At 62.1% G+C, this 24,902-nt stretch carries 19 protein-coding genes and 2 pseudogenes; 15 read left to right on the top strand and 6 right to left on the bottom strand.

Annotation, left to right across the window (positions count from 1 at the left end; all coding sequences use genetic code 11):
- A complete protein-coding gene (locus NPS47_RS16055) occupies positions 1-1,971 on the bottom strand; it encodes a ligand-gated channel protein (RefSeq protein ID WP_274295831.1) in 1,971 nt (656 codons plus the stop codon).
- A gap of 216 nt (positions 1,972-2,187) precedes the next feature.
- Here NPS47_RS16055 and NPS47_RS16050 point away from each other — a divergent pair, with 216 nt between their 5' ends.
- The 4 genes from NPS47_RS16050 to NPS47_RS16035 all read left to right on the top strand — a co-directional run bounded on the left by NPS47_RS16050 (position 2,188) and on the right by NPS47_RS16035 (position 6,629).
- Positions 2,188-2,682, top strand: coding sequence for a sigma-70 family RNA polymerase sigma factor (locus NPS47_RS16050; protein WP_274295830.1), 495 nt, complete (start codon positions 2,188-2,190; stop codon positions 2,680-2,682).
- Positions 2,679-3,614: a DUF4880 domain-containing protein gene (locus tag NPS47_RS16045; RefSeq protein WP_274295829.1), complete on the top strand. Its 936-nt coding sequence runs from the start codon at positions 2,679-2,681 to the stop codon at positions 3,612-3,614. The genes NPS47_RS16050 and NPS47_RS16045 overlap by 4 nt, the downstream gene beginning before the upstream one ends.
- Before the next feature lie 89 nt (positions 3,615-3,703).
- On the top strand, positions 3,704-6,043 hold the full coding sequence (fecA, locus tag NPS47_RS16040; RefSeq protein WP_274295828.1) for a TonB-dependent Fe(3+) dicitrate receptor FecA: 2,340 nt from the start codon (positions 3,704-3,706) through the stop codon (positions 6,041-6,043).
- Between the two features lie 178 nt (positions 6,044-6,221).
- On the top strand, positions 6,222-6,629 hold the full coding sequence (locus NPS47_RS16035) for an HPF/RaiA family ribosome-associated protein (RefSeq protein ID WP_274295827.1): 408 nt from the start codon (positions 6,222-6,224) through the stop codon (positions 6,627-6,629).
- A 163-nt stretch (positions 6,630-6,792) separates the two neighbouring features.
- Here NPS47_RS16035 and NPS47_RS16030 read toward each other — a convergent pair whose 3' ends face one another.
- Positions 6,793-7,263, bottom strand: a complete 471-nt coding sequence (locus NPS47_RS16030) for a phosphate-starvation-inducible protein PsiE (protein ID WP_157191180.1) — start codon at positions 7,261-7,263, stop codon at positions 6,793-6,795.
- Between the two features lie 171 nt (positions 7,264-7,434).
- A complete protein-coding gene (hmpA, locus tag NPS47_RS16025) occupies positions 7,435-8,616 on the bottom strand; it encodes an NO-inducible flavohemoprotein (RefSeq protein WP_274295826.1) in 1,182 nt (393 codons plus the stop codon).
- 153 nt (positions 8,617-8,769) lie between these two features.
- Here hmpA and norR point away from each other — a divergent pair, with 153 nt between their 5' ends.
- The 3 genes from norR to NPS47_RS16010 all read left to right on the top strand — a co-directional run bounded on the left by norR (position 8,770) and on the right by NPS47_RS16010 (position 12,063).
- The gene (gene norR / locus NPS47_RS16020; protein WP_274295825.1) at positions 8,770-10,323 is read left to right on the top strand and encodes a nitric oxide reductase transcriptional regulator NorR; all 1,554 of its coding nucleotides are present in this window, start codon (positions 8,770-8,772) and stop codon (positions 10,321-10,323) included.
- 80 nt (positions 10,324-10,403) lie between these two features.
- A complete protein-coding gene (locus tag NPS47_RS16015) occupies positions 10,404-11,303 on the top strand; it encodes a chemotaxis protein (protein WP_274295824.1) in 900 nt (299 codons plus the stop codon).
- Positions 11,304-11,313: 10 nt separating this feature from the next.
- Positions 11,314-12,063 carry a YkgJ family cysteine cluster protein gene (locus tag NPS47_RS16010; RefSeq protein WP_425313515.1) on the top strand — a complete coding sequence of 250 codons (750 nt, stop codon included), beginning with the start codon at positions 11,314-11,316 and terminating at the stop codon, positions 12,061-12,063.
- A gap of 6 nt (positions 12,064-12,069) precedes the next feature.
- On the opposite strand, the pseudogene NPS47_RS25770 reads toward NPS47_RS16010, so the two are convergent.
- Both NPS47_RS25770 and NPS47_RS25765 read right to left on the bottom strand, forming a co-directional pair.
- A pseudogene (locus NPS47_RS25770) lies at positions 12,070-13,065 on the bottom strand (methyl-accepting chemotaxis protein); the annotation flags it as partial.
- Between the two features lie 306 nt (positions 13,066-13,371).
- A pseudogene (locus NPS47_RS25765) lies at positions 13,372-13,641 on the bottom strand (PAS domain-containing protein); the annotation flags it as partial.
- A 212-nt stretch (positions 13,642-13,853) separates the two neighbouring features.
- Here NPS47_RS25765 and NPS47_RS16000 point away from each other — a divergent pair.
- The 7 genes from NPS47_RS16000 (at position 13,854) to NPS47_RS15970 (ending at position 23,763) form a co-directional block, all read left to right on the top strand.
- Entirely contained in the window at positions 13,854-15,020 is a 1,167-nt protein-coding gene (locus NPS47_RS16000; RefSeq protein ID WP_274295822.1) for an efflux RND transporter periplasmic adaptor subunit, read from the top strand.
- Positions 15,017-18,118, top strand: coding sequence for a multidrug efflux RND transporter permease subunit (locus tag NPS47_RS15995; protein ID WP_274295821.1), 3,102 nt, complete (start codon positions 15,017-15,019; stop codon positions 18,116-18,118). The genes NPS47_RS16000 and NPS47_RS15995 overlap by 4 nt, the downstream gene beginning before the upstream one ends.
- Positions 18,119-18,127: 9 nt before the next feature.
- A complete protein-coding gene (locus tag NPS47_RS15990; protein WP_274295820.1) occupies positions 18,128-18,802 on the top strand; it encodes a heavy metal response regulator transcription factor in 675 nt (224 codons plus the stop codon).
- Positions 18,777-20,156 (top strand): heavy metal sensor histidine kinase, encoded by a 1,380-nt coding sequence (locus tag NPS47_RS15985; RefSeq protein WP_274295819.1) that lies wholly within the window; start codon positions 18,777-18,779, stop codon positions 20,154-20,156. The genes NPS47_RS15990 and NPS47_RS15985 overlap by 26 nt, the downstream gene beginning before the upstream one ends.
- Before the next feature lie 188 nt (positions 20,157-20,344).
- Entirely contained in the window at positions 20,345-20,569 is a 225-nt protein-coding gene (locus NPS47_RS15980) for a hypothetical protein (RefSeq protein WP_274295818.1), read from the top strand.
- 206 nt (positions 20,570-20,775) lie between these two features.
- Positions 20,776-22,113 (top strand): OprD family porin, encoded by a 1,338-nt coding sequence (locus NPS47_RS15975; protein WP_274295817.1) that lies wholly within the window; start codon positions 20,776-20,778, stop codon positions 22,111-22,113.
- Between the two features lie 156 nt (positions 22,114-22,269).
- On the top strand, positions 22,270-23,763 hold the full coding sequence (locus NPS47_RS15970; RefSeq protein WP_274295902.1) for a sensor domain-containing diguanylate cyclase: 1,494 nt from the start codon (positions 22,270-22,272) through the stop codon (positions 23,761-23,763).
- Here the strand turns inward: NPS47_RS15970 and NPS47_RS15965 are convergent.
- Positions 23,760-24,236, bottom strand: coding sequence for a PA2169 family four-helix-bundle protein (locus NPS47_RS15965; RefSeq protein WP_274295816.1), 477 nt, complete (start codon positions 24,234-24,236; stop codon positions 23,760-23,762). The genes NPS47_RS15970 and NPS47_RS15965 overlap by 4 nt on opposite strands.
- A 202-nt stretch (positions 24,237-24,438) precedes the next feature.
- Here NPS47_RS15965 and NPS47_RS15960 point away from each other — a divergent pair, with 202 nt between their 5' ends.
- Entirely contained in the window at positions 24,439-24,663 is a 225-nt protein-coding gene (locus NPS47_RS15960) for a DUF3820 family protein (RefSeq protein WP_274295815.1), read from the top strand.
- Positions 24,664-24,902 lie beyond the last annotated feature (239 nt).

Below are 24,902 nucleotides of genomic sequence, written 5' to 3'. Positions count from 1 at the left end.
TCAGAACGACACGTCGACGCCAACGGTGTAGCGGCGGCCATCCAGCACAGTCTGGTAGTCCTGGTAATCGACTTCCTTGTTGAACACGTTGTAGACACCGGCCAGCAGTTTCACGTTTTTGCTCACCCGGTAGGTGCCGCCGAGGTCGACGAAGGTGTAGGACGGCGTGCCATCGGACATGGTGGTACGACCCAGGTAGTCAGAGGTCTTGCCGCGATAGTTCAGGCGCGCCCAGGTGCCCAGCTGATCGGTGGTCTGCCAGTCCAGGGTGGCGTTGACCATGTGCCGTGGCATCTGGTTCAGGGCCTTGCCCTTTTGCGGGCCGCTCTTCTGTTCGGAGTCGGTGAAGGTGTAGTTGCTGGCCAGCTTCAGGGCCTGGGTGATTTCCCAGTCCAGGGTCGCTTCAATACCACGCATCTGCGCTTCATCGACGTTCACCCGGTCGCTGATGAACTTGTACGAAGTGCCGCCGATCTGGCACTGGCCCGAGGCATTGCCGGTGCTGTCGGTGCAGCGGCGGGTTTCGGTGATCTTGTCTTTGAAGTCGGTGTTGAACACGGTCAGACCGGTGGAGAAGCCTTCCAGGTTGTCCCAGATCACGCCGATCTCCTGACTCAGGCTCTTCTCCGGCTTGAGGCTGGAGTTGCCGACGATGATTGCCGGGTCGCCACCGCCACCGGTGATCTGGCCCCAGTCATCCACCGCTGCACGGATATCCGGCGAACGATAACCGCTGGACACACCGCCCTTGACGGTCCAGTGCTCGGTCGGGTGATACACCCCGTACAAGCGTGGCGACCAATGCGTACCGTAGTTTTCGTCTTTGTCCATGCGAATGCCGCCGGTCAGGGCGAAGGCTTCGGTCAGGCGCCATTCGTCTTCGGCAAACAGCGCCCAGGACCAGCGCGTCAGCTGGTTGACGTCGGACGCTGCGGCCAGCTGGTTACCCTCGTCGCTCAGGTCTTCGTATTTGTACGAGCCGCCAAGGGTGGTGATGTGCGAGTCGCTGAAGAACGACACCTGCGAGTTGAGCACGGTGTTTTCCAGCTCCATGCGCCGCCCCGGGTTCTCGGTCTTCTCGCGCTGCAGGTAGCTGTCGGTGGTGACGCTTTCCCAGCGACCGGAGTGGCTGATGGCGAAGTTAGTGCGCTCGTAGTCGCTGAAGCTGTCGGACGAGCGTGCCGACTTGCCTTTGTGGGCATAGCGGTCCTGCTCGGATTTGCCCGCTTCGAAGGTGATGTCGTTGTGCTCGTCGGGGGTGAACGAAAGCTTGGCCGTACCGCTGTCGGTGCTCTGCTCGTTGAAGCCGTTGGTGATGTGGTCTTCGTCGCGACGCGAACGCTGGCCATACAGCTGCAAGCCGACCAGGTTCTCGATCAGCGGCCCGGAGACGAAGGCACTGGTGCTGTTGTAATCGCCGGAGTCGGAGCGGTCCTGGAAGGTCGCTTCGCTGCGCACGCCGCCATACCAGTTGGGGGTCACTTTGCGGGTGATGATGTTGATCACCCCGCCCATGGCGTCGGAGCCGTACAGCGACGACATTGGCCCACGTACCACCTCAATGCGCTCGATCGCCTCAAGCGGCGGCATCCAGCCTTGCTCGATCCCGGCACCGTCACTGTTCGGGCGGGTCGCCCGCGAATCCTGACGCTTGCCGTCAACCAGCATCAGCGTGTACTTGGAGGCCATGCCACGGATGCTGATGTCGCTGGAACTGGCGCCACCGGTGACCACTACCCCTGGCACATCCTTCAGGGCATCGGTCACATCACGGTAGGACTTGTTCTCGATCTGCTCGCGGGTAATCACCGAGATCGACGCCGGGGCATCCTTGATCTGCTGGGAGAAACCGGACGCGGTGACCACCACGTTGTCCAGCTCCATCGGCTTCTGGCCATCGGCGCTGGCCTGGGCGGAGTACAAGGAACAAAGGGTAATGGCGAGGCAGGAGCGAGTGAAAAGCGGGGACACGTAGAGCTCTCCCTGAGAAATGTAAAGGTTTGGTAAACCATCTGGGGAGCGAATGCTATTTATTCTCAAATGAGAGTACAGCTTATTTACGTTTTTTACATTTTCCGCCCGACGTTTTAGCCGCCAGTCAGCGGCTGATTGCCGAACAGGCCGCGAAAACACTACAATGAGAACAATTCTTATTCTGTTGCGCATCCTGGCGCCGGAGTGTTCACGGTGCCCAGTGCCTCTTCTTCCTCGCTCGAAGGCCTCTACCACGCCCATCACAACTGGTTGACCGGTTGGCTGCGGCGGCGCCTGGGCTGCCCGGACAACGCCGCCGACCTGGCCCAGGACACCTTCATGCGCCTGCTGCAGGCCCGCGAAACACCGGTACTCAACGAACCGCGAGCGTTCCTCACCACCGTGGCCAAGCGCGTGTTGTGCAACCACTACCGCCGTCAGGACCTGGAGCGCGCCTACTACCAGGCGCTGGCGCAATTGCCGGAAGAACTGGCGCCTTCGGAAGAGCAACGAGCGATCATCTTCGAAACCCTGCTGGAGCTTGACCGCCTGCTCGATGGCCTGACACCGTTGGTCAAGCGCGCGTTCCTGCTGGCTCAGGTCGACGGTTTGAGCCACGGCGAAATCGCCGCGCAACTGAACATTTCCCTGGCCACGGTCAAGCGCTACCTGAACAAGGCAGCCATGCGCTGTTACTTCGCCCTGTGAACGGCGCCCATCAGGAATTCTCGCCGCAGGTGGCCGAACAGGCCGTGCACTGGCTGATCGAACTGCAGGGCGGCGCGCTCGACCCGCGCCAGCAGCAGGCCATGCAGCAATGGCTGCAAGCCCATGAAGAGCATCGCCGGGCCTGGGAGCACATCCAGCGGGTCAACCAGCGTTTGCGCGGCTTGTCTTCGCCGCTGGCTCATGCGGCGTTGCAGGCACCGCGTTCGGCCAGTCGCCGACGGGCGCTGAAAGCCTTGCTGATTCTCGGCGTTGGCGGCGCAGCCGGCTTGAGCCTGCAACAGCACAACCCGCTGCCCAGCCTGCTGGCCGACTATCGCAGCCCGGTGGGCGAGCGGCGGCGTCAGCAATTGGACGATGGCAGCCAGCTGCACCTGAACACTCGCAGCGCCGCCGATGTGCGCTTCGATGCCGAGCAACGTCTGGTGCGTCTGCTTGAAGGGGAAATCCAGCTCACCGTTGCCGAGGATGCCCGGCCCCTGCATTTGTTCAGCGATTTCGGTCTGCTGCAGCTCGATGCCGGTCGTTACAACCTGCGTCAGTTCGAACACTACAGCCTGCTCAGCGTCCACCAGGGCAGCGCCAGCCTGGCCGGCAACTTCCTGGCCGCAGGCCTGCAGGCACGTTTCAACGGCCCGCAGTGGCAGCCCGCGCAGTTGCTCGACCGCAATGCCGGGGCCTGGGTCGATGGCATGCTGGTCGCCGCGCACATGCGCCTTGGCGACTTTCTCGGCGAGCTCGGCCGCTATCGCCGGGGGCAGCTCAACTGCGCTCCAGAGGTGACCGAGCTGCTGATTTCCGGCAGTTATCCACTGGCCGACAGCGAACGCATTCTCGACCTGCTGGAAGTTGCCTTGCCAGTGCGGGTCCGGCGCTTTACCCGCTACTGGGTGACGGTCGAAGCCCGCGCCTGAAAAATGTTCAAACCACCTGAGCCGTTTTTTCATCTCGCGTGACAGAGAAGGCAGAACCCTTTGCTTTGACCTTCTCAAGGACCCGTTGCATGCCCCTTCGCCCGAGCCCACTTGCTCATGCCCTTCGCGCCCTGCTGTTCGGTGCCGGCCTGAGCGTTGCCGCCGTCCCTGCCCTGGCTGACGAGCCTGCAGCACGCAGCTACCACATCGCCCCGATGTCGCTGGAAAGCGCCCTCAACCAGTTCGGTCGGGAAAGCGGCGTGCTGATCTCGTTCGGCTCCCAGCTCACCAGCGGCGTACAGACTCAGGGCCTGGACGGCGATTACAGCCCGCAACAGGCGCTCGATAGCCTCCTCCAGGACAGCGGCCTGCAAGCCCGCGCCGAAGGTGAAAACGCCTTCAGCCTGCAACCGGCAGCAACTGCCAATGCGCCTGTAGAGCTGGGCACTTCGACCGTGGTCGGCGACTGGCTGGGTGCGGCTGAGCAAGACAACGTCTTCGAGCATCCCGGTGCCCGCGATGTGATCCGCCGCGAAGAATTCGAACGCCAAGGCGCCACCACTGCGCGCGAAGTGCTCAACCGCATTCCCGGGGTCAACGCCCCGGAAAACAACGGCACCGGCAGCCATGACATGGCGCTGAACTTCGGCATCCGCGGTCTCAACCCGCGTCTGGCATCGCGCTCCACGGTACTGATGGACGGCATTCCGGTGCCTTTCGCCCCCTATGGCCAGCCACAGCTGTCGTTCGCCCCGATCAGCATGGGCAACATGGATGCGGTGGACGTTGTGCGCGGCGGCGGTGCGGTGCGCTACGGTCCGCAGAACGTCGGCGGCATCGTCAACTTCGTGACCCGCGCGATTCCTGATGAGCCGACGGTCAAAGCCGGCTTCCAGACCCAGACCAGCCCGTCGTCCAGCCATGACGGTTTCAAGACCAGCGCCAACCTGCTCGCCGGCGGTACCAACGACAACGGCCTGGGCGGCGCCCTGCTCTACTCCGGCACCCGCGGCGGCGACTGGCGCGAGCACAGCGACACGCAGATCGACGACCTGATCCTCAAGGGCAAGCTGCAGCTCGACGAAGCCAACAGCCTGCACGCCATGGCCCAGTACTACGAGGGTGAAGCGCAGATGCCCGGCGGCCTGAACGTCGCCGATTACGATGCCGATCCGTATCAGTCGACCCGCCTGCAGGACAAGTTCTGGGGCCGCCGGACGATGTTCAATTTCGGCTACGACTACAAGGAAGATGCACGCCAGTTCAGCGTCAACAGCTTCTTCACCAAGACCCTGCGCAGCGGCTATCTGGACCAGGGCAGCTTCGTCTCGCTGTCGCCTCGTGAATACTGGGTACGCGGGATCGAAACGCGTTTCTCCCAGGGCTTTGCCCTTGGTGAAAGCTGGCATGAAGTCGGCGTCGGCCACCGCTACATCAACGAAGCCGGCCACGAGCTGCGCTACCGCGAACCGATCAGCGCCAACCAGCTGCCGACCACCGCCAGCCGCAATGACCGCGACACCCGTGGCAGCACCGAAGCCCATGCCTTGTTCCTCGATGACCGCATCGACATCGGCCAGTGGACCATCACCCCGGGCATCCGCTACGAGATGATCGACTCCGAGCAGAGCAACAAGCTCACTGGCCAGCGCTACCAGGGCGACTACAACACCGCGCTGCCGGCGTTGAACGTGATGTACCACCTGAACGACAGCTGGAACCTGTATGCCAACACCGAAGGTTCCTTCGGCAGCGTGCAGTACAGCCAGATGCCCAACCGGGTCAGCAGTGGTGAAGTGAAACCGGAAAAGGCCCGCACCTGGGAGCTGGGTACGCGCTATGACGATGGCCTGTTGCAGGCCGAGATCGGCGCATTCCTGATCAACTTCGACAACCAGTACGAAAGCAACCAGACCAACGACTCGGTGATTGCCCGCGGCGAAACCCGCCACCAGGGTATGGAGACCAGCATCAAGTATGCCCTCGAGGGTCTGAACCCTGCCCTGGCCGGTTTCGACGTGTATGCGACCTACGCCTTTGTTGATGCGAAAATCCGCGAAGACGGGCCGAACAAGGGCAATCGCGTGCCCTTCTCCTCACGCCACAAAGGCACCCTCGGCGTCGGCTACAGTGAAGGCCCATGGCAGTTGAACCTGGACAGCACCTACCAGAGCGACCAGTTCGCCGACAACGCCAACACCTCCAGCGAAAGTGCCGATGGCAGCACCGGACGCATCCCTGGCTACATGCTGTTCAGCAGCCGCGCGGCCTATGATTTCGGCCCGCAACTGTCGAACCTGAACGTCGCCGTCGGGGTGAAGAACCTCTTCAATCACCGGTACTACACGCGCTCCTTTGATGACAACAACAAGGGCAAGTATGTCGGTGAACCTCGTACGGTATACCTGCAGACCTCCGTCGCGTTTTGATCCAGCGCATGCAAAAGCCCGGCCGAAGCCGGGCTTTTTGCAACAAGAAATTTATCTTTCAAAAGGACTTGAAATGTTGCGCCAAGTGCCTGACCTTGTAGTCAAGAGGCGATGGTTTCCACAGGCCGCAAAGGCCCCATCGATTCTCTTGCGAGCTAGCTGAATAAGGGATTGAACTATGCAAATCCAAGTCAATAGCGACAACCATATTCAAGGCAACATTCGACTGGAAGAGTGGGTCCGCAGCACCGTAGAAAGCACGCTCGAACGATTTGAAGAAGACCTCACCCGCGTCGAGGTCCACCTGCGCGACGAGAATGGCGACAAGCCAGGTCCGCACGACAAACGCTGCCAGATGGAGGCACGCCCAAAAGGCCATCAACCGATTTCCGTGAGCCACAAATCCGCGTCCCTCGACCAGGCTGTCGATGGCGCCGCGCTCAAGCTCAATCATGCCCTGGAGCACTTCTACGGCAAGCTGCGCAGCAAACGCGCGGTGACCCAGCAAAGCGTTGACGGCGCCCAGAACGACGGCCTGCTGCAGGAAGAATTTCTGGAGAACGAGCAAGCTCGCAGCATCAGCTGAATGACATAACGCAGACGGTAAAAAGGCGAGCCCGGTGGGCTCGCCTTTTTTATTGCCTTGAAACCAGACCCGGTGGGAGCGGGCTTGCCCCGCGATTGCTGTATGCCTGTCACATCGCATCGCGGGGCAAGCCCGCTCCCACAGACGGCCATCCCAGCGGATGTTATTTACTTTCCTCGATCTCTTTACCACTGGCATCAATAGCCTTGGTCGACGGGTATTGGTACGAGGCATAGCGCACCACCAGAATCGCGAACGCCAGCAACAGAATGCCGCCACACACATACAGCAAACCGACATCCGGCGCTTTATGGTGCGAGACATCGCCGATCAGCAAACGCGTCAGTGCCGTGATCGCCACATAGAGCAAAAAGCGGATCGGCATATGGTTGGTCTTGAAGTAGATCCCCACCATCGCCCCCAGCTCGAGGTAGATGAACAACAGCAGGATGTCATCGACGCTGACCCCGCCCTTGCCAAGCATGTCGATGAAGGTCGCCACCGCCGCATAGGCAGTAATCGCACCGATGCCGAACAGGGCCAGGTAATGAAAGGCTTCGACACAGAGGTTGCCCAGCGAATCCGCCGAGCCATGCAGGCCTTTGCGCAGTTTGTCTGCCCATTTGATGTTCACGATTTCGCTTTCCTTGATACGGCTGGGAGGATGATGCGCCACACGCATGACGCTTTTTCTGCATGCAGTAAAAAGGCCAGGGGCTGTGTTTGAGAAGGCGACCAAACGCCGCAAGACACAGCCATCACTGGCTGTGCCTTGCGCTTTCAACCGTAGGTTGGGAAAACCGCGTTATTCCAGCGCCGACGCCGGGCCGAAGAACTCGTAGCGGCTCTGCTTTTCAGGAACGCCCAGGCCCTTGAGGTGCCCCTTGACCGTGGCCATGAAGCCTTTCGGGCCAAGGAAATAGGCATCCAGGTCACGCTCTTGCGGCAGCCATTCGTTCAGCTGGTCGGCAGTCAGCAGGCCAACGGCATCGGCAGGTTCGCTGACACCATCGTCTTCGGCATAGCAGTAGAAGCGTTTGACCTGCGGGTAACGCGCCGCCAGGCCATCGACCCAGTCGCGGAACGCGTGCACCGCACCGTTGCGTGCGCAGTGGATGAAGTGCACCAGACGCCCGCTTTCCAGCGCCGCTTCGAGCATCGGCAGGGTCGGGGTGATGCCGACGCCGCCACTGATCAGCACCAGCGGCTTGTCGCTGGCGCTCAAGGTGAACTCGCCCGATGGCGGGAACAGTTTGATAGTGTCGCCCACCGCCATCTGCTCGTGCAGGTAGTTGGAAACCTTGCCACCAGCTTCGCGCTTGACGCTGATGCGGTACTGACCGGCATTGCTCAGAGCCGACAGCGAATAGTTGCGGCGCTGCTCCACACCGTCGATGAACAGCTGCAGGCCGATGTACTGACCGGGTTCGGCGCTGAGAATCGCACCACCATCGACCGGCGCGAAGTAGAAGGAAACGATCTCGCTGCTTTCGTCGACGCGCTGCACCAGTTTGAAGTCGCGCGCACCACGCCAGCCACCCGGAGCGGCTGCTTTCTGGGCATAGATGTCGGCTTCGGCACCGATGAGGATATCGGCCAGTTGCTGGTAAGCGGCGCCCCACGCAGCAATCACTTCAGGGGTGGCGATTTCCTTGCCGAGCACTTCTTCGATGGCGCGCAGCAGGCAGCTACCGACGATCGGGTAATGCTCCGGAAGGATCTGCAAGGCCACATGCTTGTTGATGATCTGGCCGACCAGACCACCGAGCTGTTCGAGCTGGTCGATGTGCCGGGCGTACATCAGCACACCGTTGGCCAAGGCGCGCGGTTGGTCGCCGCTGGCCTGGTGCGCCTGGTTGAACAGCGGGCGCACCTCTGGGTATTCGCTGAGCATCAGCTTGTAGAAGTGAGTGGTCAGCGCTTCACCGCCGCTTTCGAGCAGGGGAACAGTGGCTTTGACGATTGCACGATCCTGGGCATTAAGCATGGATGACTCCTGAGCCGATGGCTTCTTGATGATTGCCTATGACAATTCAGTTTTCATGCCAACCTTTAAATCCTTTAAAATCAATAACTTAAAAATTAAAGAGTCATAAAGACAACAACCAAGTTATAGTCATTAAGACCAACAGGAGTCTTTATGACCGCAAAATCCCTGCTCACCGCCCTACTGCCGCTGGTCAGCGACCTGGCCCGCGACCTGCCCGAGCGCGAACGTTACCGACGCCTGCTCGAAGCCATGCGCAGCCTGTTGACCTGCGACGCTGCCGCGCTGCTGCGCCTGGATGGCGACTGGCTGGTGCCGCTGGCGGTCGATGGCTTGAGTACCGACACCCTTGGCCGGCGTTTCAAGGTCAACGAACACCCGCGCTTCGCGGCCATTCTCGGCAACAGCGCCCCTACCCGCTTCGCTAGCGACAGTGAGCTGCCCGACCCTTACGACGGTCTGGTCGAAGGCCTGCACCAGCACCTGGAAGTCCACGACTGCATGGGCTGCCCGCTGTTCGTCGATGAACAGCCCTGGGGTCTGATCACCCTCGATGCCCTGGACCCGGAACAGTTCCAGCAGGTCGAACTCGATGCCCTGCAGGCTTTTGCCAGCCTCGCTGAAGCCACGGTCAACGTCGCCGAGCGTATCGAACGCCTGGCATTGCGTGCCGAAGATGAGCATGAACGCGCCGAGGTCTATCGTCAGGCCAGCGGCCAGCAACACAAGGAACTGATCGGCCAGAGCAAAGCGCACAAACGCCTGCTGGAGGAAATCCAGCTGGTCGGCAGCAGCGACCTGACCGTGCTGATCACCGGCGAAACCGGGGTCGGTAAAGAGCTCGTGGCCCAGGCCATCCACCAGCGCTCAAGCCGTGCCGACAAACCGATGATCAGCCTCAACTGCGCGGCCTTGCCCGACACCCTGGTGGAGAGCGAGCTGTTCGGCCATGTGCGCGGCGCCTTTACCGGTGCCGTCGGCGAACGCCGCGGCAAGTTCGAACTGGCCAACGGCGGTACGCTGTTTCTCGACGAGGTCGGCGAGCTGTCGCTGACCGTCCAGGCCAAACTGCTGCGCGTGCTGCAGAGCGGGCAATTGCAGCGCCTGGGCTCAGACCAGGAACACCGCGTCGATGTCCGTCTGATCGCCGCCACCAACCGCGACCTGGCCGATGAAGTCCGTACAGGCCGATATCGCGCCGATTTCTATCATCGCCTGAGTGTCTACCCCTTGCTGGTGCCGCCACTGCGCGAACGCGGGCGCGATGTGTTGCTGCTCAGCGGCTACTTTCTCGAACAGAATCGCTCGCGCATGGGCCTGGGCAGTCTGCGCCTGAGCGCTGAAGCCCAGGCCGCGCTGCTGGCCTACGACTGGCCGGGCAACGTGCGTGAACTGGAGCACCTGATCGGTCGCTCGGCGCTCAAGGCCCTGGGCCAGCACCGCCAGCGCCCGAAGATTCTGACCCTCGATGCCACAGACCTGGACCTGCGACCTGTCGAACCGGTGGCCAATGCCAGCCAGGCACAGCTACCTGCCGAACTGCCCCTGCCCGCTGGCGACCTGCGCCAGGCCCTCGATGATTACCAGCGCCAGCTGATTCAGGCCTGCCTTGAGCGTCATCAGCACAATTGGGCCAGCAGCGCCCGCGAACTGGGCCTGGACCGCGCCAATCTCGGTCGCCTGGCCAAGCGCCTGGGACTACGCTGATTTGAGCAAGCGATTAAAGCAAGGGACTGGCGGGTCGATAACCCGGCATCTCCCCCATTCAATCTGTCCTGAAGGTGCCTATGGCCTCGCAAAATGCCCGCGCGGACTCGCTGTCGTTGCTGCTGTTCACCCTGCGCAGCGGCAAGCTGATGGCGATCAACCTGCTCAAGGTCAGTGAAATCATTCCCTGCCCGCCGCTGACCAAACTGCCGGAGTCGCACCCCCACGTCAAAGGCGTGGCCACCCTGCGTGGCAACTCGCTGTCGGTGATCGACCTGTCCCGCGCCATTGGCGAACGTCCGCTGGAAGATCCGCAGGGCGGTTGCCTGATCGTCACCGACATCAGCCGCTCCAAGCAGGGCCTGCACGTGCAGGCGGTGAGCAAGATCGTGCATTGCCTGAGCACCGACATCAAACCGCCGCCCTATGGCTCGGGCAGCAAGTCGTTCATCACCGGCGTCACCCGGGTCGACAACACCCTGGTGCAGGTGCTGGACATCGAAAAAGTCATCCATGGCATCGCCCCGCCTGCTCACGCAGTGCTCACCAGCGAGTTGAGCGCCGATGATGCCGCGGTGCTTGCCGCCACCAATATCCTCGTGGTCGATGACAGCCAGGTCGCCCTGCAGCAATCGGTGCATACCTTGCGCGGGCTCGGGATCGAGTGCCACACCGCACGTAGCGCCAAGGATGCGATCAACACCCTGCTGGAACTGCAGGGCACCGAGCAGGAAATCAACGTGGTGGTCTCGGATATCGAAATGTCCGAAATGGACGGCTACGCCTTCACCCGTACCCTGCGCGACACCCCGGACTTCAAACATCTTTACGTTCTACTGCATACTTCCCTGGACAGCGCGATGAACAGCGAAAAAGCCAGGCTTGCCGGGGCCAATGCTGTACTGACCAAATTCTCCTCGCCGGAGCTTACCGACTGCCTGATTGTCGCGGCACGGGCCGTAGCCTTCGCAGAAACCTGACGCACAAACCTTGAATACTGCACACATCAGCGACATCCGTTTCAACTGCACCGGCTGCGGCAAGTGCTGCACTGGCCACCACGTCCCACTGACGCTGAGCGAAGCGCGTCAGTGGGCGGGCTCCGGCGGTCAGGTGGTCATTCTGGTCGAAGCCTTCCTGGCCAATGGCCTGGGCTTGCCTGCCGATCAACGCGAGCATGCCTTGCGCCGTTCCTGGCCGGTACCGTGCGGCAGCACCGAGGCGCATGTGGCGATCACCTTCGCCGCCTTCAACCCCGAACGCTGCCGTAATCTGGATGCTGACGACCGCTGCACCATCTACGAGATCCGGCCACTGGTGTGCCGCATCTATCCAATGGAAATCAACCCGCATATTCCTTTGCGTCCCGAAGCCAAGGACTGCCCCACCGACGCCTGGCAAAGCGGCCCGCCGTTGATTCACGGCGAGCACCTGGTCGACCGGCGCCTGGCCGAGCTGATCGAACGCTCACGTCAGGCCGACCGCGACGATATCCGTGGCAAAGTTGCGATCTGCCAGGCTCTGGGCATCGACACCAGCGCCCTCAAAGGTAACGGCTTCACCGCCTATTTACCGGACACCCAGGCCCTGGCCCAGGCACTGCAAGCAGTCCGCCCCGAGGGACAGATCGCCCCCTGGACCCTGCATGTGCTCGACCCGCAACTGTGCGAACAACTCAACGCCTGCGGTGCCCGGATCCGCAGCGAAGCGGCCGGGCACTACAGCTTCATCGGCTTTTGATCAGCCTCAGTGGCAGCGCCGCCAGAACTCGGCGGCCAGCCGCCGCAAATCTTCGGCAAGCGCAGCCACGTCGCTGGCGCTGAGGTGGCTCTGCTGACCGACCTGCACCGTTGACTCGCTGGCCTGGCGGATACTGATGATGTTGCAGTTGATGCTCTCACTGACCTGGCTCTGCTGTTCCACCGCCGCCGCGATCTGCACACTCATCTCGCTGATCTGCCGGACCCGCAGGCTGATGCCGTCCAGCGCACTGGCCGCGCGTCGGGCCTGATCGACACTGTGCCCAGCATGTTCGCTGCTCTGCTGCATCACCTGTACGGCATTACTTACCCCCACCTGCAACACGCTGATCATGCGTTGAATCTCGTGGGTGGATTGCGCCGTACGCTGCGCCAGGCTGCGCACTTCATCGGCGACCACGGCAAAACCGCGCCCCTGATCACCCGCGCGTGCGGCCTCGATGGCGGCATTGAGCGCCAGCAGGTTGGTCTGCTCGGCAATCCCGCGAATCACCTCCACCACCCCGGTAATCTCGCTGCTGTGCTGCTGCAGGTTGTGGATAACCTCGGTGGCGGCATCCAGGGCGCTGGCCAGGTCCTGGATCGCGCTGCGGTTGAGGTCGACCAACTCATGCCCGGCCCGGGTTTCCCCTTCGGCCTGATCGGCGGCCTGGGACGCTTGCTGGGCATTGCTGGCGACCTGGGCGACGCTGGCGGCCATCTGGTTGATCGCAGTGGCGATCTGGTCGGCCTCACCCTGCTGCTCGAGGCTGTTGCTGTGGCTGCTTTGCAGTGATTGCGCCAGCGAGCCGCTGTGTCCGGCCAGGCGCCGGGAAGTGTCGCCGATGCGCCCGACCACCGCCCCCAGTTGCCCCTTGAGCATGCGCAGGGCGAAATCGATCTGGCCGATGCCATCGCGTCGGCCGGTGTACAGCTGCTGGCTCAACGGGTTGTCGGCGATGGCCTGCGCTTCGCTGCACAAACGTTGAAACGGCTTGAGCAAGGCGACAATCGCCAAAGCACTCAGGCCACTTGCCAACAGCACCTCGAAGAAGCCTTGCCAGGGCAACACCGGCAACAGCTGCCGGCTAAGCACCGAGGCCAGCACACAACCCAGGGTCACCGCCGCCCACAGTCGCCAGCCCAGCCCGAGCACCGGTAAGCGCTGCCACCAGGCCTGGCGCCCGCTGCGCAGCTGTGCATAACAGCGCTCGGCAGCCTCGATCTGCTCGGCGCTGGGCTTGGTCCGTACCGATTGATACTCCACGGTATGGCCCTTGCTGGCGATGGGCGACACGAAGGCGCTGACCCAGTAGTGATCGCCATTCTTGCAACGGTTTTTCACCAGCCCCATCCACGACTGGCCGCGCTTGAGCGTCTGCCACATCTGCTCGAATGCCTGTGACGGCATATCCGGATGACGCACGATATGGTGTGCGCTGCCCATCAGTTCTTCACGACTGAAGCCGCTGATCTTGACGAAATCGTCATTGGCGTAGGTGATGACACTGGAGAGATCAGTGGTGGAAAGGATATTGGCGTCACCGGGATAATCCACATTGCGACCGGTCACAGGCATATTGCTCTTCATCGGAGGCACTCGTTGTTATTTGGGAGAATCGGCAGGGCGTACGACTCTAGTGACAAATTGGCCCGATTTATTGATCCAGCTCACAATAATTGGCAATTGGCCATTACCCTCCCCACAAGCTGTCAGCGCTGTCAGTTGGCCGTCACGCTGCTGACCTGATCGAACCGCTATAAACCGGGCATAGCCCTGAGACTTCACCTATGCGTATCCAGTCCCGCCCTGTTGTGATCTGCGCCGTTGTGTTGGCCTTGGCCGCTGCTGCCTTGTGGTTTTTCGGCCGCTCAGGTGAGGAAAAACCGGCACGGGTCGCCGCCATTCCGGTTCGGGTAGTCAGCGTCAAACAACAGGATGTGCCGCGCTTTGTCAGCGGTATCGGCTCGGTGCTGTCGCTGCACAGCGTGGTCATCCGCCCGCAGGTCGAAGGCGTGCTGACCCGCCTGCTGGTCAAGGAAGGGCAATGGGTCAAGCAAGGTGACCTGCTGGCGACCATCGACGACCGCGCCATCCGCGCCAGCCTCGAGCAGGCCAAGGCGCAGCTGGGGCAGAGTCAGGCGCAGTTGCAAGTCGCCGGTGTCGACCTCAAGCGTTACAAGCTGCTCAGTACCGACAATGGCGTGTCGCGCCAGACCCTGGACCAGCAGCAAGCGCTGTTCAATCAGTTGCAAGCCACGGTGCTGGGCAATCAGGCCGCGATTGCCGCCGCCCAGGTGCAGTTGTCCTATACCCAGATCCTCTCGCCAGTGACCGGCAGGGTCGGTATCCGCAACGTCGATGAAGGCAACTTCCTGCGCGTGGCCGATACCCAGGGGCTGTTCAGCGTCACCCAGATCGACCCGATCGGGGTCGAGTTTTCCTTGCCGCAACACATGTTGCCGACCTTGCAGGGGCTGCTCAAAGCGCAGCCTCCGGCGGTGGTCCAGGCCTACCTGGAGGGCGATGGCGACAGCAGCGGCACCTTGCTCGCCGAAGGTCATCTGACCCTGATCGACAATCAGGTGGCCGCCAACACCGGGACCATCCGGGTCAAGGCCGAGTTCGCCAACCCCGACGCGCGTCTCTGGCCTGGCCAGCTGGTGACCCTGAAGCTGCAGACCGCACTGGATCAGAACGCCCTGGTGGTCCCTCCCCAAGTGGTGCAGCGCGGCATTGACGGGCACTACGTTTACCGCCTGGCCGGCGACAAGGTCGAGAGTGTGCCGGTCAAGGTGCTGTATCAGGACAGCGCCCTGAACATCATCGCCGGGGTCGGCAGAGACGATAAACTGGTCTCCGACGGTCAGTCCCGGCTCAAGCCCGGGGCCACCGTCGAAGTGGCCGCTGAAACGGCCGCCCCTGAAGACGTCGCCGCCGGCCAGGTGCAGCCATGAACGCCCGCGGTGCGCTATCGCGCTGGTGTATCGACCGTCCGATCGCCACCCTGCTGCTGACCTTCGCGCTGCTGTTGCTCGGTATTATTGCCTTTCCCCGCCTGCCGGTCGCGCCCTTGCCCGAGGCCGATTTCCCGACCATCCAGGTCACCGCCCAGTTACCCGGCGCCAGCCCCGAGACCATGGCCTCGTCGGTGGCTACACCGCTGGAAGTACAGTTCAGTGCCATCCCCGGCATGACCCAGATGACCTCCAGCAGCGCCCTGGGTTCGACCAACCTGATCCTGCAGTTCAGCCTGGAAAAAAGCATCGACACCGCCGCCCAGGAAGTCCAGGCAGCGATCAACACCGCCACCGCGCGCCTGCCCCAGGACATGCCCAGCCCGCCGACCTGGCGCAAGGTCAACCCGGCGGACAGCCCGGTGCTGATCCTCACCGTCAGTTCGGCGCAGATGCCGGCCAACGAATTGAGCGACTACGCCGAGACCTTACTGGCCAGGCAACTGAGCCAAATCGAGGGCGTCGGCCTGATCAACATCACCGGCCAGTTGCGCCCGGCCATCCGCGTACAGGCCCAGCCGGAGAAACTCGCCGCCCTGGGGCTGACCCTCGCCGACCTGCGCCAGGTCATCCAGCAGACCAGCCTGAACCTGGCCAAAGGCGCGCTGTATGGCGACAGCAGCGTCTCGACCCTGGCCACCAACGACCAGCTGTTCCACCCCGAGGAATACGCCCAGCTGATCGTCTCCTACCGCGACGGCGCGCCAGTACACCTGAAGGATGTCGCCAAGGTCATCAATGGCGCCGAAAATGCCTACGTCAAAGCCTGGTCCGGCGAGCAGCAGGGCCTGAATCTGGTGGTGTTCCGCCAGCCCGGAGCGAACATCGTCGAGACCGTCGACGGGGTCATGGAGGCTTTGCCCCGGCTCGAACAGATGCTCCCGGCGTCGGTCCAGGTCTCGGTGCTCAACGACCGCACGCAGACCATCCGCGCCTCCCTGCACGAAGTGGAGATCACCCTGATGATCGCCGTTATCCTGGTGATCGGGGTGATGGCGCTGTTCCTGCGCCAATGGTCGGCGACCTTGATTGTTTCCAGCGTACTCGGCGTGTCGCTGACCGCCAGCTTTGCCCTGATGTACCTGTTCGGCTTCAGCCTGAACAACCTGACCCTGGTGGCCATCGTCATCGCCGTAGGCTTTGTGGTTGATGACGCGATCGTGGTGGTGGAGAACATCCACCGTCACCTGGAAGCCGGCGACAACAAGCGCGAGGCGGCGATCAAGGGCGCCGGAGAGATTGGCTTTACCGTGGTCTCGATCAGTTTTTCGCTGGTGGCGGCGTTTATTCCGTTACTGTTCATGGGCGGTGTGGTTGGCCGTTTATTCAAGGAATTCGCCCTCACCGCGACCTCGACCATCCTCATCTCGGTGGTGGTCTCGCTGACCCTGGCACCGACCTTATGCGCCCTGTTCATGGAACGCCCCGAGCACAAGAACCAGCACCAAGTCACCTTCGGTGAGCGCCTGCTGGCCTGGTACGAGCGCGTGCTGGTCAAGGCCCTGGCACATCAGCGGCTGATGATGGGGATCTTCGGCGTCACCCTGGCGCTGGCGGTGGCTGGCTATGTCGCCATTCCCAAGGGCTTCTTCCCGGTGCAGGACACCGGTTTCATCCTCGGCACCTCCGAGGGCGCTGCGGATATCTCCTACCCGGACATGATCAAAAAGCACCAGGCCCTGGCCAAGGTCATCGAAGCCGACCCGGCGGTACGCGCGTTCTCGCATGCGGTCGGGGTTACCGGCAGCAACCAGACCATCGCCAACGGCCGCTTCTGGATCGCCCTCAAGGACCGCGGCGATCGCGACGTGTCAGCCAGCGAGTTCATCGACCGCCTGCGGCCGAAACTAGCCAAGGTGCCCGGCGTGGTCCTCTACCTGCGCGCCGGCCAGGACATCAACCTCAGTTCCGGCCCCACCCGCAGCCAGTACCAGTACGTGCTCAAGAGCAACGATGGCGCGGCGCTGAACCTGTGGACCCAGCGCCTGACCGAACGCTTGAAGGCCAACCCGGCCTTTCGTGACCTGTCCAACGACCTGCAACTGGGCGCCAGCGTCACCCGCATCGACATCGACCGCCGCGCCGCGGCGCGCTTCGGCCTGACCACCACCGACATCGACCAGGCGCTGTATGACGCCTTCGGCCAGCGCCAGATCAGCGAGTTCCAGACCGAAACCAACCAGTACAAGGTGATCCTCGAACTCGACGCCCGCCAGCGCGGCAAGGCCGAAAGCCTGAACTACTTCTACCTGCGCTCGCCGCTGAGCGGCGAAATGGTGCCGCTGTCGGTGCTGGCCAAGGTCGCGCCGCCGAGCACCGGGCCGTTATCGATCAGCCATGACGGCCTGTTCCCGGCGGCCAACCTGTCGTTCAACCTGGCCTCCGGCGTGGCCTTGGGCGATGCGGTGCAGATCCTCGAACGCACCCAGCGTGAACTGGGCATGCCCGACTCGATCATCGGCAACTTCCAGGGTGCCGCACAGGCGTTCCAGAGTTCGCTGTCGAGCCAGCCGTGGCTGATCCTCGCCGCACTGGTGGCGGTGTACATCATCCTCGGGGTGCTCTACGAGAGCTTCGTCCATCCGTTGACCATCATTTCCACCCTGCCCTCCGCCGGGCTTGGCGCGCTGGCGCTGCTGTGGCTGTCGGGGCAGGACTTCAGCATCATGGGCCTGATCGGCATCGTGCTGCTGATCGGTATCGTCAAGAAAAACGGCATCCTGCTCATCGACTTTGCCCTGGATGCCCAGCGCAACCTGGGCCTGAGCCCCGAACAGGCGATCCACCAGGCCTGCCTGACGCGCTTTCGGCCGATCATGATGACCACCCTCGCTGCCCTGCTCGGTGCCGTGCCGCTGATGTTCGGCATGGGCGCCGGCGCCGAACTACGCCAGCCTCTGGGGATTGCCGTGGTCGGCGGGCTGCTGGTCAGCCAGGCGCTGACACTGTTCACCACGCCAATCATATACTTGGCCCTGGAACGCTTGTTCCATCGGCGTCAGGCGCCGCAAAGCGCGGCGCAGCCCAATGCCAGTTGAGAACCGATCATGCGTGTGCTGATTATCGAAGATGAAGAAAAGACCGCCGACTACCTGCACCGCGGCCTGACCGAGCAAGGCTTCACCGTCGACCTGGCCCGCGACGGCATCGACGGCTTGCACCTGGCCCTGGAAGGCGACTACGCGGTGATCGTCCTCGACGTCATGCTCCCCGGCCTGGACGGTTATGGCGTGCTGCGTGCCCTGCGCGCACGCAAGCAGACACCAGTGATCATGCTCACCGCCCGCGAGCGGGTCGAGGACCGTATTCATGGCCTGCGCGAAGGCGCCGACGATTACCTCGGCAAGCCGTTCTCGTTCCTCGAACTGGTCGCCCGCCTGCAGGCCCTGACCCGGCGCAGCAGCAGCCATGAACCGGTACAGATCCAGGTTGCCGACCTGTGGGTCGACCTGATCAGCCGCAAGGCCAGCCGCGCCGGGCAACGCCTGGACCTGACCGCCAAGGAGTTCTCGCTGCTCAGTGTGCTGGCCCGGCGCCAGGGCGAAATTCTGTCGAAAACCGCCATCGCCGAACTGGTCTGGGACATCAATTTCGACAGCGACGCCAACGTCGTCGAAGTGGCGATCAAGCGCCTGCGCGCCAAGCTCGACGGCCCCTTCGAAACCAAGCTGCTGCACACCATCCGAGGCATGGGCTATGTTCTGGAAAACCGTGCCGGCTAATTCCATTGCCCTGCGCCTGAGCGCACTGTTTACCCTGGTCGCACTGGTAGTGTTCCTGCTGATCGGCAGCGCCCTGTACAAGCAGGTGGACCGCAGCCTGGACCTGCTGCCAGCGGCAGAACTGGAAGCGCGCTTCAGTGTGCTGGAGTCGTCGCTGACCCGATACGACACCACCGAACACTGGGCGAAGATCACCAACAAACTCAACCTGCTCAGCGAAGAAGACCGCCGTATCCGCTTCTGGGTGGTCAGTGGCAACCGCACGTTCGAGTACGGCCATCCCGATGCCGGTATCCGCGCCTTCGCCCAGGGGGCGCCGGGCATGCGCGACCTGCGCCTGGCCGACAGTCCCTACCCGTACAAAGTGCTGGTCAGTGAATTGCCGGCCATGGGCGCGCGCCCAGCGTTGCGCTTTCTGATCGCCATCGACACCGAAACCTTCTGGCAGACCCAACACACCTTGCTGGTGGCGATTATCAGCCTGTCGGTGTTCGGGGTATTGCTTGCCTCGTTGCTCGGTTACTGGGTGGCTCGGGTCGGGCTCAAACCGCTGGGTAAGCTCTCGGCCGAAGCGCAGAAACTTGCGCCACCACGCTTAAGCGGTCGTTTGCAGCTGTCCGACCTGCCCCCGGAAGTGGCGCAGTTCGCCAGCGCCTTCAACTCCACCCTGGAGCGCGTCGACCAGGCCTACACCCGCCTTGAAGCCTTCAATGCCGACGTGGCCCATGAACTGCGCTCACCGCTGACCAACCTGATCGGCCAGACCCAGGTGGCGCTGACGCGGGGGCGCAGTGCCGAGCATTACTTCGAGGTGTTGCAATCGAACCTGGAAGAACTCGAGCGCCTGCGCACCATCATCAACGACATGCTGTTCCTGGCCAGCGCCGATCAGGGCAGCAAGGCCACGGCATTGACCTGCAGCTCGCTGGCCGAAGAAGTGGCAGCGACCCTCGACTACCTCGACTACATCCTCGAGGACGCCCAGGTGCGCGTGGAAGTCAGCGGCGATGCCCAGGCGCATATCGAAAAGGCCCAGTTGCGCCGGGCCCTGATCAACCTGCTGAACAACGCCGTGCAGCACACGGCGCCACAGCAGGTCATCCAGGTGCGTATCGAACAGGTTGATGGGCAGATCAGCATCGCGGTGAGCAATCCGGGGCCGGCGATTGATCAGGAACATCTGCCGATGCTGTTCGAGCGCTTTTACCGGGTCGATGCTGCGCGTACCCGTGGCGGTGGCAACCATGGCCTGGGGCTGGCCATCGTCAAGGCCATTGCCCTGATGCACGGTGGCAGCGTGTTTGTGCGCAGCCAGGCGGGGGCCAATACCTTCGGGATTTTGTTGCCGGCCTGAAACCCATCGCGGGGCAAGCCCGCTCCCACAGTGATGGGCCGGTGGGAGCGGGCTTGCCCCGCGATAAATCACGACTATTACCCTGGACGCAATAGTACTTCTCGAAAAAGTCACTGTTTCTTGCCGGTGATTCCGACTAATTTAGTCGGACCTACTTAACACTTGCACCGCAAGAAGGCTGTTTCAAAATGTCCAACAGTATGGGTGTTGCCAGCGTATTCGTCCTGTCTTCCCTGTTATTGTCCCCCCTGGCCATGGCCGAGGAATCCCAGGCGTTCGTCGCCCGCAATGCCGAACTGGGCGCAGTCCACGAACAGGCTCGCGAAGCCTTCGCCGTCCAGTCCGAGCAAGGCTCAAAGCCCGCAGAACAGACCGTTTCCAAGGTTGTTTCGAGTGACGCAGCCGAGAGCTGATCGACACACCGCTTCTCCCTTCGACTCCTTGGGTAATCGCACAGGTGACTTGAGCGCCTGTGCGGTTGTCTTTCAAAGCCGCTGATGATCAGCGGCTTTTTTTTCGTGTGTCGAAAAGTGCCAATCCACTGGCTCGTTTGCTCATAAAAAGATCATCTTTCGCACCCTGGAAATTGCCTTACTTTCACCTCAAGGAGTCCACCCCGGTGAACACTGCTTTACGCTTCACGCCCCTGTTCGTTGCACTGGCTGCAACGATCCCCTTCAACGCCCAGGCCAACGAGGAACAGGCCGAAGGCTTTATCGAAGGCTCCAGCCTCAACGTGCATGCGCGCAACTACTACCTCAACCGCAATCAGCTCGATCGCGGTGTGCATGACAATCGGGAATGGGGACAGGGTTTTCTCGGTAAGTTCGAATCGGGCTACACCCCGGGCACCGTCGGTTTCGGCCTGGATGTGCATGGCATGCTCGGCCTGAAACTCGATGGCGGCGCCGGCACCTCCGCCACCAGCATCCTGCCGATCAACACCCAGGGCGCTGAGGGCGAGCCGGGCAAGGCCCACGACTCGTTCTCGACCGCCGGCGCGGCGGTCAAACTCAAGGCCTTCGACACCGAACTCAAGGCGGGCGACCTGTTCCTCACCAACCCGGTGATCGCCGGTGGTGAGTCGCGCATGCTGCCGCAGACCTTCCGCGGCGTCAGCCTGACCAACAACAGCTTCGAAGGCCTGATGCTCGAAGCCGGCCAGGCCAGCTTCACCAAGCCCTACAACCAGAGTGGCCACCGCCGTATCGACACCTTCTACGGTGCCTTGCCGGACGATCGCGAGAGCCGTCACCTGAACTGGGCCGGCATGGCCTGGAGCGGCGTGCCGAACCTGACCTCGAGCCTGTACGCCGCCGAGCTCAAGGACATCTGGAACCAGTACTACTTCGACCTCGACTACACCTACAAGGTCAACGACCTGGTCAGCCTCAACCCGGGCCTGCACTACTACCACACCCAGGACACCGGCCAGGCGCTGCTCGGCAACATCGACAACAACACCTACAGCCTGCACTTCACCGTGAATGTCGGCTACAACAGCCTCACTGCGGTGTACCAGCGGGTCAATGGCAACACCCCGTTCGACTACATCAACCAGGGCGACAGCATTTTCCTCGACAACTCGCAGATCTATTCGGACTTCAACGGCCCGAACGAGCGCTCGTGGAAGCTCAAATACGCCTACGACTTCACCGGCCAGGGCATTCCCGGTCTGACCTCGATCGTTTCCTACTCACGCGGTGAACTGGACCTGACCAAGGTCGACCCCAACAGCGTCGGCTACGGTGATCACTGGTACAACCCGGAAGGCGACAACGCCCGGCACTGGGAGCGCGATGTCGACCTGCAGTACGTGTTCCAGCAAGGCACCCTCAAAGACCTCTCGGTCCTGCTGCGCTGGGCCAGCCACCGTGGCAGCCAGGGCTACTCGCAGATCGACAACGACGTCGACGAGTACCGGGTGATCATCGACTACCCGCTGAACATCTTCTGACCCCTGCGTGAAAGAGAGCTGGCGCGCTGGCCAGCTCTTTCCGTCGGCTCGCTGCCAAAGTTCTTGTTCGACAATCCTGTGGCCCCTAGAATACCGCGCCGTCGCGTAACCACGCCGCGACTCTTCTGACGGTCTTCGGCTACAGCGACCATGACTTTGCCCTCCCGATCCCAGCGATCCGCCCTGTACAAGTCTCATCCGGAGCTGATCCTGAACCTGGGCAGTTGCCTTGCGGTGCTCGCCATTGTGGCCATCGTCAGCTACCTGGTGCTGCGCGAGCGCATTAACGTCGAGCAGAGCGCCAGCCGTGCGGCGAGCAATATCGTCCAGCTGATCGACAGCGACATCCAGCGCAACGTCGAACTCTACGACCTGTCCCTGCGCGGCTTGATCTGGGCCGCACAACAGCCCGATCTGAAATCCCTGTCACCGGCCCTGCGGCAAAAGATCCTGTTCAATCAGGCGTTCGCCATGCCGGTACGCGGCGACATGCTCTGGCTCGATGCCCAAGGCAATGTCCTGGCCGACTCCACCAGCGTTCCGCCGCGCCAGGCCAATTTCGCCGACAGCAAAATATTCCAGGCCCATCGCCAGCATGCCGACCTGGGCATGGTCATCAGCCCGCCGTTCAAAGCGCGCCTGGGCGATCTGGACTGGTGCATCAGTTTCAGCCGGCGCATATCCGACGCCAACGGCGAGTTCGCCGGGGTGGCCGCCGGTGCCCTGCGCCTGTCGTACTTCACCGATCTGTTCAAACGCCTGGACATCGGCAGTGACAGCAGCATCAACCTGATGAACACCGACGGCGTTCTGCTCGCCCGGCAATCGAACATTGCCGAAGACGCGATGATTGGCGCCAACTTCGCCGACCGCCCCAACTTCAAACGCCTGATGGCCGACGGCAGCGGCAGTTTCGCCAGCTACTCCGGGCGCACCGGCAAAGCCAGGCTGTACACCTTCGCGCGGGTCGCCGACCTGCCGCTGATCGTCGTTGTGGCGCGCTCAAGCGACGAGGTGTTCGAGTCCTGGCGGCGCACGGCCTTGCTGGTCAGCTGCGCCACCGGCGTACTGTGCATCGGCATCCTCTGGCTGACGCTGCTGCTGGGCCGCGAGCTACGCCGCCGGCACTGTGCCGAACAGGACCTGGCGGAACTGGCCGCCACCGACAGCCTCACGGGCCTTGCCAACCGCCGTCAGCTCGATCAGGTGCTGCGCCGCGAATGGTCACGGGCGCAACGCAACCATCGTGCGCTGGCGGTGATGATGGTGGATGTCGATCACTTCAAAGCCTTCAACGAGCGTCACGGTCACCAGGGCGGTGACGAAGCCTTGCGCAAGGTCGCGGCGGCCATTGCCCGCAGCATTCGCCGCCCGGCAGATCTGGCGGCGCGCTACGGTGGCGAAGAGTTTCTGGTGGTATTGCCCGAGACCGAGCGTCATGGCGCCCAGGTGCTGGCCGAACGCATCCGCCGCAGCGTCGAAGCGCTGCCGCTGTTCGCTGATGACACGGCACCGGTGACGGTGAGTATCGGTATCGGCTGCTACACGCCAGACGCCCAGCACGATCTGGCGACCTTGCTGGGCAGTGCTGACGATGCGCTCTACAGTGCCAAGCGCAATGGCCGCAATCGCGTGGAAACCGCAGACTAGGAACGGGCGCGGGCAGCGTTGCGCAGCGCCTTGACCTGGTCATGGTTGCGTTGCACACCATGGTACTGACGCTCAACCAACGGAATGACCTCGCTTCTGGCGGCCATCGGCAGTTTGGCCAGTTTTTCCAGGGCGTCCTTGTAGGCTTTCAAGGCGTGGTCCTCGCCGCGTTCCACCTCATTGAGCACGGCCTCCTCATCCTTGCCGGTGAGCATCGATTTGAGGCTTACCCATTTACGATGCAAGTCGCCGCTGACACTGGTGGACGTCTCCGGATCACCGCCCAGCGCACGCACATGATGCTGCAGCTCGGACGCTGCGGTGCCACACTCACTGGCACGCTGCAGGAAGTAGGTTTTCAGCTCGGGGTTCTTCACATCCTCGGCAGAGGTATTGAAGCCTTTCTCGCCATCCTTGCTGAATTCGATCAGTTCATTGAGTACCGAAACAACTTCTTTGTTGGGACTGGTCATGACATGACTCCTTTGCATGAGTGAAGGATGCAAAGGTACGCAGCAGTGTTCGTGCCAGCCCGTAACACTAGAATATTTTCTTATTTATCAATCGTTTACGATTAATTGAACTCTCAACGGCCACGCATTGTGCATGAACTGTCCTTTGGCCTTCATGCAGATTGCATGTATGTTCGACGTATTACTTTCAGAATTGCACGGCATGAATCCCGAGACACTTGAACTGCTGGTCACCCGCCAAATGCCCTTCGGCAAGTACCAGGGGAGACTGATCGCCGACCTGCCCGGCCACTACCTGGCGTGGTTCGCTCGCCAGGGTTTTCCCAAAGGTGAGCTGGGTGGCTTGCTGGCGTTGATGCACGAGATCGACCACAACGGCCTGGGCGAACTGCTGGTGCCCCTGCGCAAGAAGCACCAACTGCCTTGACCTGGTGCTTTGAAAGCAGCCTCTATGGTGGGAGCTTACTGTGGGAGCGGGCTTGCCCCGCGATTGCGGTGTTTCAGTCACATCGCATCGCGGGGCAAGCCCGCTCCCACCGGGTACTTTGTGGGGCAATCAGGCCCGTTGACGCGCCATCAATGTAACCCCGCCGCTTTGCACGCCTCGACAAAGGTCGAGCCTTTCTTGTCCATCGCCTCTTTGACGATCTGATTGGCTTTTACCAA

Origin of the sequence: Pseudomonas putida, from assembly GCF_028682475.1 — a bacterium.
GTDB classification, from domain to species: Bacteria; Pseudomonadota; Gammaproteobacteria; order Pseudomonadales; family Pseudomonadaceae; genus Aquipseudomonas; species Aquipseudomonas putida_AG.
Note: the sequence above shows the minus strand (reverse complement) of the source record. Positions and strands in the feature narration are given on the sequence as shown.

Coding starts and splice junctions, on each gene's coding strand:
- NPS47_RS15985 (WP_274295819.1), top strand. CDS start 18,777: ATGTTCTGGAAAACCGTGCCGGCTAATTCCATTGCCCTGCGCCTGAGC.
- fecA (WP_274295828.1), top strand. CDS start 3,704: ATGCCCCTTCGCCCGAGCCCACTTGCTCATGCCCTTCGCGCCCTGCTG.
- NPS47_RS15965 (WP_274295816.1), bottom strand. CDS start 24,236: ATGACCAGTCCCAACAAAGAAGTTGTTTCGGTACTCAATGAACTGATC.
- NPS47_RS16035 (WP_274295827.1), top strand. CDS start 6,222: ATGCAAATCCAAGTCAATAGCGACAACCATATTCAAGGCAACATTCGA.
- NPS47_RS16000 (WP_274295822.1), top strand. CDS start 13,854: ATGCGTATCCAGTCCCGCCCTGTTGTGATCTGCGCCGTTGTGTTGGCC.
- NPS47_RS15990 (WP_274295820.1), top strand. CDS start 18,128: ATGCGTGTGCTGATTATCGAAGATGAAGAAAAGACCGCCGACTACCTG.
- NPS47_RS15980 (WP_274295818.1), top strand. CDS start 20,345: ATGTCCAACAGTATGGGTGTTGCCAGCGTATTCGTCCTGTCTTCCCTG.
- NPS47_RS15960 (WP_274295815.1), top strand. CDS start 24,439: ATGAATCCCGAGACACTTGAACTGCTGGTCACCCGCCAAATGCCCTTC.
- NPS47_RS16015 (WP_274295824.1), top strand. CDS start 10,404: ATGGCCTCGCAAAATGCCCGCGCGGACTCGCTGTCGTTGCTGCTGTTC.
- norR (WP_274295825.1), top strand. CDS start 8,770: ATGACCGCAAAATCCCTGCTCACCGCCCTACTGCCGCTGGTCAGCGAC.
- NPS47_RS15995 (WP_274295821.1), top strand. CDS start 15,017: ATGAACGCCCGCGGTGCGCTATCGCGCTGGTGTATCGACCGTCCGATC.
- hmpA (WP_274295826.1), bottom strand. CDS start 8,616: ATGCTTAATGCCCAGGATCGTGCAATCGTCAAAGCCACTGTTCCCCTG.